The organism is Paenibacillus sp. GYB003 (assembly GCF_036577625.1).
Classification (GTDB): domain Bacteria; phylum Bacillota; class Bacilli; order Paenibacillales; family NBRC-103111; genus Paenibacillus_AB.
Map to the genome: position 1 here is coordinate 124,808 of NZ_JARBDC010000044.1, position 14,741 is coordinate 139,548.

Annotated in this window: 8 protein-coding genes; all 8 read left to right on the forward strand. The window is 62.0% G+C overall.

The window, feature by feature from the left end:
• Window positions 1–83 precede the first annotated feature (83 nt).
• The 8 genes from PV407_RS15745 to addA all read left to right on the forward strand — a co-directional run bounded on the left by PV407_RS15745 (window position 84) and on the right by addA (window position 14,665).
• Window positions 84–1,448 (forward strand): class I SAM-dependent rRNA methyltransferase, encoded by a 1,365-nt coding sequence (locus tag PV407_RS15745; RefSeq protein ID WP_332090883.1) that lies wholly within the window; start codon window positions 84–86, stop codon window positions 1,446–1,448.
• An 81-nt stretch (window positions 1,449–1,529) separates the two neighbouring features.
• Complete coding sequence (locus PV407_RS15750; protein WP_332090884.1) at window positions 1,530–1,874, forward strand: DUF1806 family protein; 345 nt, start codon at window positions 1,530–1,532, stop codon at window positions 1,872–1,874.
• A gap of 33 nt (window positions 1,875–1,907) precedes the next feature.
• Window positions 1,908–2,558, forward strand: a complete 651-nt coding sequence (gene bshB2, locus PV407_RS15755) for a bacillithiol biosynthesis deacetylase BshB2 (RefSeq protein ID WP_332090885.1) — start codon at window positions 1,908–1,910, stop codon at window positions 2,556–2,558.
• Window positions 2,559–2,790: 232 nt separating this feature from the next.
• Window positions 2,791–3,801 (forward strand): LacI family DNA-binding transcriptional regulator, encoded by a 1,011-nt coding sequence (locus PV407_RS15760; protein ID WP_332090886.1) that lies wholly within the window; start codon window positions 2,791–2,793, stop codon window positions 3,799–3,801.
• A 263-nt stretch (window positions 3,802–4,064) separates the two neighbouring features.
• Entirely contained in the window at window positions 4,065–4,514 is a 450-nt protein-coding gene (locus tag PV407_RS15765; RefSeq protein ID WP_332090887.1) for a MarR family winged helix-turn-helix transcriptional regulator, read from the forward strand.
• Between the two features lie 6 nt (window positions 4,515–4,520).
• On the forward strand, window positions 4,521–6,161 hold the full coding sequence (locus tag PV407_RS15770; protein WP_332090888.1) for an MDR family MFS transporter: 1,641 nt from the start codon (window positions 4,521–4,523) through the stop codon (window positions 6,159–6,161).
• Between the two features lie 871 nt (window positions 6,162–7,032).
• The gene (gene addB / locus PV407_RS15775; protein ID WP_332090889.1) at window positions 7,033–10,617 is read left to right on the forward strand and encodes a helicase-exonuclease AddAB subunit AddB; all 3,585 of its coding nucleotides are present in this window, start codon (window positions 7,033–7,035) and stop codon (window positions 10,615–10,617) included.
• A gap of 73 nt (window positions 10,618–10,690) precedes the next feature.
• Window positions 10,691–14,665: a helicase-exonuclease AddAB subunit AddA gene (gene addA / locus PV407_RS15780; RefSeq protein WP_332090890.1), complete on the forward strand. Its 3,975-nt coding sequence runs from the start codon at window positions 10,691–10,693 to the stop codon at window positions 14,663–14,665.
• Window positions 14,666–14,741: the final 76 nt, after the last annotated feature.

Consider the following 14,741-nt stretch of genomic DNA (forward strand, 5'->3'; position numbering starts at 1 on the left):
GCATGACAAGCTGTGGCGCATCCGCCGCGATCGACCGCGGACGGCGCGCCCGTTTTAAACGACCGACAAATGGAGGAAACATCGTGGCAACCGTCATATTGGACCGCAAGCGAAAAAAACGGCTGGAGCAAGGGCATCCGTGGATATACGCGAATGAAATCGCAAAAATCGAAGGGGAGTGCGAGCCCGGCGATCTCGTGTCGGTCGTCGGCCATACGGGGCATTATTTGGCGACGGGCTATTGGAACCCGAAGTCGCAAATCGCCGTCCGGATCGTCTCGTACGCGCCGATCGACGACATGGACCGCGACTTTTTCATGCGCCGGTTTCGGCAATGCGCCGATTACCGCGATCGCTTTCCGCCGGACGCGACCGGCTACCGTCTCGTTTACGGGGAAGCGGACTTCCTGCCGGGTCTCGTCGTGGACCGGTACGGAGACGTTCTCGTCATTCAGGTGCTGTCGCTCGGCATGGAGCGGCGCAAGCGTCTCATCGTCGAGACGCTCGCCGAGCTGTTCGCTCCGCGAGGCATCTACGAGCGCAGCGACGTGCCCGTCCGGGAGCTGGAAGGACTCGAGCAAACGAAAGGCGCGCTGTACGGCGACTGCCCCCGCTATGTGGAAATCACGGAAAACGGTTTGCGCATCGAAGTCGATATCGAGCAGGGGCAAAAAACGGGATACTTTTTCGATCAGCGGGAAAACCGCGCTTCGATCGGCAAGCTGATGACCGGCTGGGGCGCGCGCAGCGGCATTCGGCTGGCGAAGGACGAAGCGTCGGGCCGGTCGGTTCCGGTCAACGCGAACGGCAAAGTCGTCACCTTTCCTTATTGGGACGGCGCGGCCGTACTGGAATGCTTTTCGCATACCGGCAGCTTCACGCTGAACGCGTGCCGGGGCGGCGCGAAAAAGGTGACGTGCCTCGATATTTCCGAGCATGCGATCGAGACGGCGAGACGGAACGCGGAGCGCAACGGGTTTGCCGACCGGGTCGAATTCGTCGTCGCCGACGCGTTCGATTATTTACGCTCGCACGTGCGCGGGCTGGAGGAGCGGAAGGCGAGAGCCGGCGCGGGATCGGCCGGAGGCAAAGTCGACACGTCGAAGCCGATCGGCGCGGAGGGGCGCACCTGGGACGTCGTCATCCTCGATCCGCCCGCATTCGCCAAAACGCGGGGGGCGGTCGAAGGTGCGCTAAGAGGCTATAAAGACATTAATCTGCACGCGATGAAGCTGATCAACGAAGGCGGCTTTCTCGTCACGTCGAGCTGCTCGTACCATGTGCGGCCGGATTCGTTTTTGGAGACGATTTCGTCGGCGGCGGCCGACGCGCGCAAGCTGCTCCGGCTCGTCGAGTACGGCGGGGCGGGCAAGGATCACCCGCATCTGCTCGGCGTCGACGAAGGCGATTATTTGAAATTCGCCATATTCGAAGTGCGCTCCCGGTAAGACGAACCGGGGGCGACGGCGATCGGCCGGCCTTTATCGGCGAACGAACACGTTTGATTTCGGAAAAGGGAGGGATACGGCATGAAGCCGATCGACCCGAAGCATGTGCAGCATTTGCTGGATCAATGGAACGGCGAAACGCTCTATTTGCAAATGGAAATGACGACGGGGGCTTACGCGGCGCATAACGACAGCTCCAAATTTACGGCGTCCACGTTCGTCAAAAACGGTACCGTCCGCTACGGCAGGGGGTCCATCGCCGGCGCCGGCCCGTATCGGGTAGGGCTCAAAACCGAGACCGGCTGGGTTTATTCCGAAGGGCTTACCCATTACGATAGCGACGGCGCGGATTTGCTGCTGCTCGCCGGCTACGACGCCGAAGGCAAGCTCGTCGTCGGCCTGCAGCTCGGCCGCAATCCGCTGTAAGACTCGAATCCGAAACGAAAGAAGGGGATGTCCATGGATCGTCAGCGACGCCTGCTCGTCGTGCTTCCGCATCCGGACGACGAAACCGGCAGCTCCGGAACGATCGCGAAGTTTATTCGCGAAGGGGCGCCGGTCACGTATTTGTGCCTCACGCTCGGGGAAATGGGCCGCAATATGGGAGTGCCGCCGTTCGCGAACCGGATGACGCTTCCTTCGGTCCGCAAGCGGGAGCTGGAGGAATCGTGCCGCGCCATCGGCATTACGGATTTGCGGCTCGGAGGCTACCACGACAAAACGATCGAATTCGAAGACCGGGAGGCGCTCATTCGCCGCTTATCCGACTTGATCGACGAGGTGCGGCCGTCGCATCTGCTTACGTTTTATCCGGGCTACAGCGTGCATCCGGATCATGACGCCTGCGGAGCGGCGGTCATCGGAGCCGTGAAGCGGATTCCCGATAGCGAGAGGCCGGTCGTCTACTGCATCGCGTTCGCCAAAGGCTGCGAGGAAGCGCTCGGGGCGCCGGACGTCGTGAACGACGTCGGGGAGTTTCTCGACGTCAAGCTTCGCTCGCTGCAGGCGCATCGTTCCCAGTTTCACTATATGTCGGGCGTATTGTCCGCCCAGGACGAAAAGCTGAGAAGCCGGTTCAGTACGGAGCGGTTTTGGACGTACCGGTTTTAGGTTGGACTCCGCGCTTAGGACGACTAGGTTTGCTCGTCAAAGGACCGTTCGGAAAAGTTTCCGGACGGTTTTCGTATTTCGCAAGTCGTTCGCGCTGCGCCGATAAACCCTGATCGGTGACGATTTTATCTTCATGTTAGATTTTATTCAAAAAAGTGTCCAATAAATTCGAAATCAATGTTATAATGGAGTTAAAAAACCTGACAAATCATCGGCTGGGAGCGAACGGGGTATGAAAACAACCATTTATGACATTGCCAAAGCGGCCGGCGTTTCGATCGCCACGGTTTCGAAGGTCATTAACGGCACCGGGAGAATCAGTACCGATACGAGAGAACGCATCAACGAAATCATGCAGGAGCTCGATTATCAGCCGAGCGTCGTCGCGTCGGCGCTGACCGGCAAAAGCACGTTTACGATCGGTCTGCTCATTCCCGATCTGGCGAACCCGCTTTACGCGGAAATCGCCCGCAGCGTGGAGGATCGCGGGCGCGAGCTCGGCTTCAACCTCGTCATGTGCTCGACCGACAACAACCCGCGGCGGGAAGGCGACTATATTACGTTTCTGAAGCAGAAAAAGGTCGACGGCATCATCATTTCGACGGGCATCAGCAACGAAGCCGGCTTGAAAAGCTTGAATCTGCAGCGCATTCCGGTAGCTTTTGTAACACGGGATATTCCGACGCTCGAGGCGGACAGCGTGCGGGTCGACGATTTCGCGGGAGGGTACCGGGCCGCATCCCATCTGATCGGTCTCGGCCACCGCCATATCGCCGTCGTGACCGAGGATATGAACCTGCAAGCGAGCCGGGAGCGCGTTCGCGGCTGCCGGTTCGCGCTCGAAGAAGCGGGAATCGAAGGCGGGGGCAACACCGTCATCGAAAGCGTCTCCTCGGTCGAGGAAGGCAAACGGCATGCGCTGGAGCTGCTGACGTCGGAGCATTCCCCGACCGCCATTTTCGCCTGCAACGATCTGCTGGCGATCGGCGCCGTACAGGCGGCGAAAGAGCTGCGGCTGACGATCCCGTGGGATTTGTCGATCGTCGGCTTCGACAACACGCTTTTGGCCGGCATCGTCGATCCGCCGCTGACGACGGTTTCCCAGCCGATCGCGCAGATGGGCCGGCAAGTGATGGATTTGATCATTCAGGAAGTGCGCGGCCAGAAGCACGGCAAGCAGCGCATCGTGCTGACGCCCGAGCTGATCGTTCGCCAATCGACCACGTTTCCTCGCAAAGTGTAGGGCAGTCGGCGCCGGTTCGGTCCGATCCGGTCCGCTCGCGCAGCCGAACGTTCGCGCTTGCGACCGGGTACATACGAAAATGGAAGTACGGGTAAAATAATGGCATCATTACCAAGCTCATTTTAACGAAATGAGCTTATTTTGCCTTTATCGATCCGGTTTGCGGTATTGACGATACCAAGGCCGATGCGATAAGCTAGCAGTTGTTTATTCCTAAAACGTTTAGCGCTAAACTATTCAGCGCTAAAGTAAGGAGATGTACAGTGCCCGAAACGAACAGCCAACTTCTTGAACTGAGCAATATGTTCAAAAGCTTGCTGAAAAAAATGTCCCACGAATGGAATAAACGGATGTCCGACAGCTTTTCGCTGACGATGACGCAATTCCGCACCCTGTATATTTTGAATACGCGGGGGCCGCAAAAGGCGGCCGAGCTGGCCGACGTATTGCTGGTCACTTCCGGGGCGATTACGGGGCTGGCCGACAAGCTGATCGCCAAGGGGTTCATTCAAAGGCAGAGGAGCGACGAAGACCGCAGAGTCGTTTATTTGAGCATTACGGACGAAGGGAAAGCGATGATCGACGTCGTGCTGGAGAAGCAAAAAGAAATCATTTCGATGTATTTCAGCGGATTGCCGGAAGAAGACGTCGCGCATCTGAAGCGGATTTTCACCGTCATGCTGGAAAGAATCGAACAATTGGAGAAGGAGTAGAGTATATTGGAGCATTTATCGCATAAGCGCAAAATGACGATCATGGTCGCCATTATCGCCGCGATGTTTTTCGCCGCGATCAACCAGACGATCGTCAGCACGGCGATGCCGCGCATCATCGCCATTTTGGGCGGAATGGATTATTACACCTGGGTCATTACGATTTACATGCTGACTTCGACCATATCGACCGTGCTCGTCGGGAAGCTGTCCGATATTTACGGACGGAAGCCGTTCATCTTGGCGGGCATCGTCTTTTTCATTATCGGCGCTTTTCTGACCGGGCTGTCCGCCGATATTTTCCAGCTCATTACGTACCGGGGCATTCAGGGGATCGGCGCGGGCATTATTATGGCGTCCGCGTTTACGGCCGTCGGCGACTTGTTCTCTCCTCGCGAGCGCGGCAAATGGACCGGCGTCATGATGGCCGTATTCGGCTTTTCCAGCGTTATCGGCCCTACGCTCGGCGGCTGGATCGTCGACCATATGGATTGGGAATGGGTGTTTTGGATTTTCCTGCCGATCGGGGTCGTCGCGTTCGTTCTGATCATGATGCTGTTTCCGAAAGTGGACAAAAAGCAGTCGGAAGCGATCGACTACTGGGGCTCGCTGTTCCTGACGCTGACGATCGTTCCGCTGCTGCTCGGATTTTCCTGGGCGGGGACGAAATACGCCTGGGGCTCCCTGCAGGTGCTCGGCTTGTTCGGGTCGGCGCTGGTCGCCCTTCTCATCTTCCTTTTCATCGAGACGAGGGTGAAAAGCCCGGTGCTGCCGCTGTCGCTGTTCCGCAACAGCATCGTTACGCTGTCGAACTCGATCGGGTTTTTGATGAACGCCGGGATGATGGGCGCGCTCATCTATTTGCCGTTTTTCGTGCAAGGGGTCGAAGGCATTTCGCCGACGTATTCCGGCTACGTGACGATGCCGATGTCGATCAGCATGGTCGTCGTCAGCGCGTTCACCGGCCGGCTGATCACGAAGACGGGCAAATACAAACGTTTCGCGCTGCTCGGCATGCCGATCATGATCGTCGGCATGGTCATGATGGCTTACATGAACAGCATATGGCTTGCCGTGCTCAGCATGATCGTATTCGGCTTCGGCCTCGGTCTCGGCATGCCGATCTTTTCCCTCACGGTGCAAAACGCCGTCAGGCCGGATGAGCTCGGCGTCGCCACCGCGTCGTCGCAGCTGTTCCGCAACTTGGGCGGAACGATCGGGATCGCGGTCATGGGGACGATTATGGCATCCAGCCTGAAGCGCAATTTGTCGTCGGTCGCCGCATCGGGCGGCGGACTCGATTTCTCGAAGCTCGATCCGAAGGTGGCCGAACAGCTCGCCGCCTTCCAAAACCCGGAAATGCTGCTCGACCAGCCGAAGCTCGAGCATTTGAAGCAGACGCTGCCGGAGCAAATCCAGCCGATTTTGACGAAAATGATCGAAGTGCTCCGCGACGCGCTCGCCTCCTCGCTGACGACCGTGTTTTTGTCCGGAGCGGCGCTGCTCGTAGTCGCGCTCGTGCTCGTGCTGTTCCTGAAAGAAATTCCGCTCCGCACGTCCAACCGGATGCCGGACCAAGCCGGCGGCCAGGCGGAAAAGAAAGAAAACGAAGCCGACCTTCCGGGAAGCGTCGCGAAACAAGTGTAATATTAGCAAACGAAAAGCCGTCCTTGCCGGGCGGCTTTTTTTATTTTTTGATGATCTCGTCGTTCGGACGACTGGAAATGTGCGCAAAAGGATGCGGCAAGGAGCGCCTTATGATGCCGCGTTCGACGGATCCTTGTCCTGCCGGGCCGCGGAACGGAACGAACGGGAAAACCTCCGGTTATCTCGCTCTCCCAGCGGCAACGTTTCGAAATATCGGGAGAAGCTCCCGATAAAATGGCGTCGAATCGGTGAAAAGCGCGGTTTGGACGAATATAGCAGGACGTTTTCCCGTTGTTCTGCCCGGAAACGGGAAACGACCGAAAATAGCGGGAGCATTTCCATCTCGTTCCCCGCTCCGCTACCGTTTCGGCGTGCAATCAAGTCGGTTTGCGCAGAAAAAACCGTCCGTCCCGACCTTCGCTTAAGCGCCGCCAAAGCCGGAGCGGGTTTACCGCAGACGGCGGGAAACGGCGATACCGGCTCGGTTGACCTGCGGAGGCGTCGTCGGGAGTTGGAGAGGAGGGGGGCGAGCATGGGACGGAGGGACGGGCCTACAGTTCCAAATGTCTAACGGACATGGCGACCGCTATTGAGCCTCCTTTCGGCTTATTTTGATTCTAACTGACACAGGCGCAGCTATTTGGCGAAAAACCCCCTTTTGGACGGCGGTCCGGAGCCAATAAGCGCAGGTGGTGTCCGTTACGATTGGAAAAGCGCCGTGGCGTCCGTTACGTTTCGGAAGCCGACGGTTTGCGCTCATTCCTCGGAATACGTCGATGGACGTATTCCGCTGTGCGAACGGATGGGGGACAAACGGCGGCGGCTGTGCTACAATGAAATAAGAACATTTGTTTTCGTACAGGAGGCCGGTATGGCTGTTCGATACATCATCGGAAGGTCGGGAAGCGGCAAGACGGAGCGCTGTCTCGACGAAATCAGAACTTTGCTGCGGCAGGAGCCGGAAGGGGCTCCGCTCGTATGGCTCGTCCCCGAGCAGGCGACGTTTCAGGCCGAGCACGCCCTCGTGTCGACGCCGGGGCTCGGCGGCACGATTCGCGCCCAGGCGCTCAGCTTCCGGCGGCTCGCCTACCGCGTGATGCAGGAGGCGGGCGGGGCGGCGCGCGTACATATCGACGACAGCGGCAAAAACATGCTGCTGTACGAGCTGCTGCAAAAGCACGGCGGCGAGCTGAAGCAGTTTCACGCGTCCGCCGACCAGTCGGGGTTCATCGAGCGGTTGAACCGGATTTACGGCGAGTTTCGCCGATATTTGATTACGCCGGACAAGCTGGAGCGGTTCGTGACCGACGCGCGGCGAAGACAGGAGCCCGGCGGCGCGTTCGGCTTGCCGATGGACAAGCTGGACGATCTGCTGTACGTCTATAAGCGGTTCGAGGAGCGTTTGGCCGACCGCTATACCGATTCCGAGCATTTGCTGACGAGGCTTGCCGAGCTGATCCCGGAATCGGGTTACATACGCGATGCGCAAATATGGATCGACGGTTTTTTCGGCTTTACCCCTCAAGAAATGCAGGTGATCGGCGAGCTGATGCGGTTCGCCGGGCAGACGACGATCAGTCTGTGCGTCGAACGGGACTACGGCTCGTCCGACGAGCCGGACGAGCTCGGCCTGTTTTACCCGACGGCGCGGACGCTCGTCCGGTTGAAGCGGCTGGCGGAGGAGCGGCAGGTCGAGCAGCTTCCCGCGATCGTGCTGGCGGGCGACCCGCCGCGCCGCTACGGGCGCTCGGCGATGCTTGCCCACCTGGAGCGCAGCTTCGAATATCGAACCGGCAAACCGTTTCCGGGCGGTGCGCCGGAGGGCGAGCGAGGCGTCGTATTGGCGGCGGCCGTCAGCCGGAGAGCCGAGGCCGAAGGGGCGGCCCGCGAAATGGTGCGCCTCGTCCGGGACGAAGGATGCCGGTGGCGGGATATGGCGGTGATGGTCCGCGATCTCGAGCCGTACGCCGACCTGCTGTCCGTGACGTTCGCCGACTACGGCATTCCGTTTTTTCTCGACCGGAAACGGTCCGTGCTGCATCATCCGCTCGTCGAGCTGATCCGTTCCTCGCTCGAAGTCGTTACGAGCCGCTGGCGAACCGACGCGGTGTTTCGCTGCGTCAAAACGGAGCTGCTGTTTCCGCGGGAGGCGGCGGACAGCCGCGAGCGGTCGTCGCAGCTGCGCGACGCGATGTGCCGGCTGGAAAACTACGCGCTCGCCGCGGGCATCGGAGGCTCGCGCTGGACGGAGGCGCGGCCGTGGGCGTACAAAATCGGCTCGACGCTGGACGACGTGCAGGAGGGCGGCGCTGCCGCCGGTCCGGGCGAGTCGTTTTACGCGGAAATGGACGGGCTGCGCCGCCTCGTCGCCGGTCCGCTCGCGGCGCTCGAAGCCGGGCTGCGCAAGGCGGATACGGTGCGCGATATGGCCGAGGCATTATTCCGCTTTCTCGAACGGATCGACGCGGCGGGGCGTCTCGAATCGTGGAGCCGGGGTTGCCTGGACGCCGGCGAGGTCGAGAAGGCGCGCGAGCATACGCAAGTTTGGGGCAGCGTCGTCGATCTGCTCGATCAGATCGTCGAAATGCTCGGCGACGAGAAGATGGCGGTCGACCGTTTCGCGGGAATCGTGGACCGCGGTCTCGAGAGCGTCAAGCTCGGCCTCGTGCCGCCGTCGCTCGACCAGGTGCTGGTCGGAACGATGGACCGGACCCGTTCCGGCGCGGTGCGCCATTGCTTCGTGCTCGGGGCGAACGACGGCGTCATCCCGGCGAAGCCGCAGGAGGACGGCGTGCTGTCGGAGCCGGAGCGCGAGCTGCTGCTGGAGGCGGGCCTTACGCTGGCGGACGGAAGCCGGCGAAAGCTGCTGGACGAATCGTTTCTTCTGTACATGGCGCTCGCGACGCCGGCCGAATCGTTATGGGTCAGCTACCCGCTCGCCGACGAGGAAGGCAGGTCGCTGCTCCCGTCGGAAATCGTCAAGCGGCTGAAAACGATGTTTCCGGCCGTCCGGGAGCGGCTGCTGTTCGTCGATCCGCCGACCGGCGAGACGGCGGGCGAAGGCGAACGGTACGAATATGCGGCCAATCCGGACAAAGCGTTGTCCCATCTCGCGGTGCAGCTGCGCGAATGGATGAAGGGCGCCGCCATCGACGATGGCTGGTGGGACGTCTACAACTGGCTTTGCTCCCGGCCCGTTTGGCGGGATAAAATGCGCCGGACACTGCGGTCGCTTTTGCATACGAACCGGGAGGCGCCGCTGCCGGACCGGATCAGCCGCGAGCTTTACGGGGAGCAGCTGAAGGCGAGCGTGTCGCGGATGGAACGGTTCGTTTCCTGTCCGTTTTCGCAGTTCGCCTCCCACGGACTGAGGCTGGCCGAGCGCCGCGTGTACCGGCTCGACGCTCCGGATATCGGCCAGCTGTTTCACGCCGCGCTCAGCAAAATCGCCTTCGAGCTGCGGCGCGAAGGCGTCGATTGGGGGGCGCTGACCGCCGAGCAGTGCGACGAACGGGCGGCCGCGGCGGTCGACGAGCTGATGCCGAGGCTGCAGGGCGAAATATTGCTCAGCTCCAAGCGGTACGGGTACATCGCGCGGAAGCTGAAGCGGATCGTCAGCCGCACGTCGGTCGTGCTCGGCGTTCATGCCCGGCGCGGCGAATTCGTGCCGGTCGGACTGGAAGTCGGCTTCGGTCCCGGACAGCCGCTTCCGCCGCTCGAGTTCGAGCTGCCGAACGGCCGGCGCATGCAGATCGTCGGGCGGATCGACCGCGTCGACCGGGCGGACAGCGACAAGGGCGTCATGCTGCGCGTCATCGACTATAAATCGAGCGAAACGTCGCTAAAGCTGTCCGACGTCTATTACGGCTTGTCGCTGCAAATGCTCACCTATCTCGACGTCGTCATTACGCATGCCGAACGCTGGCTCGGAACGCCGTCGCTGCCGGCCGGGGTGCTGTACTTCCATGTGCACAACCCGCTGCTTCGCCGCAAAAACCGGCTGTCGCCGGAAGAAGCGGAGTCGGAAGCGCTGAAGCGGTTCAAAATGAAAGGGCTCGTGCTCGGCGATCCGGATACGGTGCGTTTGATGGACAACTCGCTGAACGACAGGAGCGGCCATTCGCAGCTCATTCCGGTCGCGCTGAAGGCGGACGGCAGCTTTTACCAAAGCTCGTCCGTCGTCTCGCAGCGGCAGTGGGAGCAGCTTAGACGGCACGTCCGGTCGACGATCGCCGCAATCGGCGAACGGATCACGGACGGAGACGTCGGCATTCGGCCGGTGCGGTCCGGACCGAAGCTGGCTTGCGCCTATTGTCCGTACAAGCCGGTATGCGCGTTCGAGCCGATCGCCTCCGGCGGCGCCTACAACCGGCTGCAGCGGCTGGAGAAGGAATCGGTATGGCAGGCGATCGAGGAGACGGACGGAGAAAGCCGGTCGCCGCAGCCGCCGGCATAAAGGCGGCGCGGCCGCGACCGGTGCCGGATATTCCGGCCGACCATTTTGCAGGAGCAGCTAGGAGGAAACCGAAATGACGAATGCAGCAAACGAAGCCGGAACGGCCCGGGCAAGGCCGCCCAAGCCGGCGGGCAGCGCGTGGACGGACGAGCAGTGGGAAGCGGTCCGGCTGCGCGGGTCGGACATACTCGTCGCCGCCGCCGCCGGCTCCGGCAAAACGGCGGTGCTTGTGGAGCGGATCATTCGCCGCATCTCCGACGAGAGCGACCCGGTCGACGTCGACCGGCTGCTCGTCGCGACGTTCACGAACGCCGCCGCCGGCGAGATGCGCCAGCGCATCCGCGAGGCGATCGAGAAGCGTCTGGCGGAGCAGCCGCATTCCGACCATTTGCGCAAGCAGATCGCGCTCATCCACCGCGCTTCGATTACGACGCTCCATTCGTTTTGCCTCGACGTCATCCGCCGCCATCACCAGCGCATTCGGCTCGACCCGGCGTTCCGCATCGCGAGCGAAGTCGAAGCGGAGCTGATGCGGCAGGACATATTGGGCGACCTGCTGGAGGAGCAGTACGGGGAGAGCGGGGAGGACGGCCCGTTTTGGCGGCTGGCGGACGCCTATGGCGGAGAGCGCGGAGACGACCGGCTGTTCAAGCTGATCGGCAGGCTGTACGATTACTCGCGCAGCCATCCGTGGCCGGAACGCTGGCTTCTCGACATGGCGTCCCGATTCGAGCTCGCCTCGTCCGGTTCGGACGGCGATACCGACGGGGACGATCCTTGGAAGCGGGTGCTCCTCGCGGACGTGAAGCTGGAGCTGCAGGGCGCGGAAGCGATGCTGGAGGAAGCGCTGCGCTTGTGCGGAAGGCCGGGCGGCCCGCAGCCGTATGCGGCCAATATCGAGGACGATTTGGCGCAAATTCGCGCGGCGCTCGCCGCGGCGGACCGGTCGTGGAACGCGCTGTTCGCGGCGTTCCGCGACGCCGCCTTCGGCAAGCTGAACGCCTGCCGCGGCGCGGACGTGGACAAGACGCTGCAGGAGGCGGTCAAGCAGCTGCGCGACAAAGCCAAAAAGCAGTTCGGCGCCACACAGGAGGAGCTGTTCGCGCGAACGCCGGAGCAGTTCGCCTCGGAGATGGTCGAGACGGCGCCGCTCGTGCGCAAGCTGGCGGAAATCGTCATCGCGTTCGGCGAGCGGTACCGGCAGGCGAAGGCGGCGAAAGGGCTCGTCGACTTTTCCGATCTCGAGCATTATTGCCTGGACATTTTGCGGGATCCGGATGCGCCGCCCGGGGAGCTTGTGCCGTCGGAAGCGGCGGAGCAGTACCGCGAGCAGTTCGCGGAAATATTGCTCGACGAATATCAGGACACGAATACGGTGCAGGAAGCGATCGTGTCGCTTATTTCCCGGCCCGCTCCCGGCAACCGGTTCATGGTCGGGGACGTCAAGCAGAGCATTTACCGGTTTCGGCTCGCCGAGCCCGGACTGTTCATGAACAAATACAAATCGTTCGAACCGGCGGAAGAGGACATGCCCTCGGGCGGGCGCAAGATCGATCTCGCCCGCAATTTCCGCAGCCGGCAGCAGATCGTCGACGCCGTCAACTTCGTGTTCAAGCAGCTGATGACCGAACAGGTCGGCGAGATGGAATACGACGAGGCGGCCCGGCTCGTCTGCGGCGCGTCATATCCGGACAGTCCGAGCGATACGTCCGTCGAGTTCGCGCTAATCGATCGGGGCGGCGCGCCGGTTGGAGAAGACGATTCGGACGACGGCGAAGCCGGCGACGACGAGGCGGACGGGCAGGCCGAAGCGGCGGACCGTTTCGCGGCGGGCGTGGAGCGGGAGGAGCGGCAGGCGGAAACGGCGCAGCTCGAAGCCCGTTTTATCGCCTCGCGCATCCGCCGTTTGACCGGCATGGACGGCCATCCGCCGTTCCAGGTGTACGACCGCGGCGCGGGGGGATTCCGGCCGGCCGTTTTCCGCGACATCGTCATCCTGCTTCGCGCCACGTCCGCATGGGCGCCCGTATTCATGGACGAGCTGCGGGCGGCCGGCATACCGGGCTATGCCGATTTGAACGCCGGCTATTTTACCGCTACCGAAGTGGAAGCAATGCTTTCCTTGCTGCAAATTATCGATAACCCGTATCAGGATATTCCGCTCGCCGCCGTTTTGCGGTCGCCGATGTTCGGCTTGACGGCCGCGGAGCTCGCCGCCGTTCGCATCCGGGCGATGAACAAGCCGTTTTACGAGGCGGTGCTGGCGGCTGCGGAAGCGGATTCGGAAGCGGTCGGTCCGGCCGCGGACGACACGCCCGATTTTGCGGAGAGGGCGACGGGCGAAGAGACGCTGCGCTCCAAGCTGAACCGGTTTTTATCGTCGCTCGGCCGCTGGCGCGACGAGGCGAAGGAAGGCTCGTTGTCGCAGCTCATCTGGAGCATTTATCGCGAAACCGGCTACTACGACTATGTCGGCGGCATGTCCGGCGGCATGCAGCGGCAGGCGAATTTGCGCGCGCTGTACGACCGGGCGCGGCAGTACGAGGCGACGTCGCTGCGCGGCCTGTTCCGGTTTTTGCGGTTCGTCGAACGGATGCGGGACAGCGGCGCCGATTTGGGCGCCGCCCGGGCGCTCGGCGAGCAGGAAGACGTCGTGCGCGTCATGTCGATTCATAAAAGCAAAGGGCTCGAGTTTCCCGTCGTGTTCGTGGCCGGGCTCGGCAAAACGTTCAACGAGACCGATTTGAACGATACGTTTTTGCTGCACAAAGATCTCGGCTTCGGCCCGGTTTTCGTCGATCCGCAGCTTCGCGCCTCCTGTCCGACGCTGCCGATGCTTGCGATACGCCGGCGGATGAAAATGGAAATGATCGCCGAGGAGCTGCGCGTTCTCTACGTCGCGCTGACCCGGCCGAAAGAAAAAATGGTGCTCGTCGGTACGGTCAAATCGATCGAGGCATCGATCCGCAAATGGAGCCGGATGCTCGAGGAAAAGCGTTGGCAGCTGCCGGCCCACGAGATGGCCCGGGCGCGCTCGTACGTCGACTGGCTGGGGCCCGCGCTCGTTCGACATCCCGACGCGGAGGCGCTCCGGACGGAGGATGGCGCCGACGGGGGCTCCCGCATCCCGCCGATCATGGCGGACGAGCCGTCGCGATGGAGCGTCGGCGTCGTATCCTCGCTCGGGTTCGCGCAAGCCGCGGCGGCGGTCGAGGTGCGCTTCGCGGACGAGAGGATGGAGGCGGTCGCGCAGCTGGCGCCCGTCGAAGGACGGCCGACCGGCGAGCTTGACCGGCGATTCGGCTGGTCGTACGAATACGGCGAAGCATCCGGCTTGTTTTCCAAAACGTCGGTCTCCGAGCTGAAACGGATTTCGGAGCAGGCGGCGGCGAAAGGCGAACGCGAAGACGCGGAATGGCCGGAGCTGCGGACGCTGCGGGACGAATCGCCGGAAGCGAAGGACGTCGGCGGCCGCGTATCGCTCCGTTCGCTCGCCAGACGGCCGGGCTTCCTCGGCAAACGGGAGATGACGGCGGCGGAGCGCGGCACGATTTACCATGCCGTCATGCAGCATTTGCCCCTCGACGGGGACGTGACGGAGGCGGTCGTACGGACGACGCTGGACCGGATGGTGGCCAAGGAGCTGCTGCTGGAGGAGCATCGGGAAGCGATAGACGCGGCGCTGATCGAATCGTTTTTTCGCGAGCCGATCGGCAAACGGCTGCTGGCCGCCGAACGCGTGCACAGGGAGGTGCCGTTCAGCTACGGCATACCGGCGGAGGAAGCGTATCCGGAGGCGGGGGAGGCGGTCCGCGGCGAAACGGTGCTCGTTCAAGGGGTGATCGACTGTCTGTTCGAAGAGAACGGACAGCTCGTGCTGCTCGACTACAAGACGGACGCCGTTTCCGGCGGGCGGCTGGACGAACTGAAGCGGCGTTACGCCGTCCAGCTCGCCTTGTACGCGAGGGCGATCGAGCATATATGGCGGCGCCCGGTGAAAGAGAAGGTGCTGTTTTTCTTCGACGGGTCGCATCTCGTTACGCTTTAATTCGCTAGTCAAAAACGGAAAGCCCCGGGCCGGTTCCGTCGAACCGTCCCGGGGCTTTCCGGCCGCCGATTTCCTT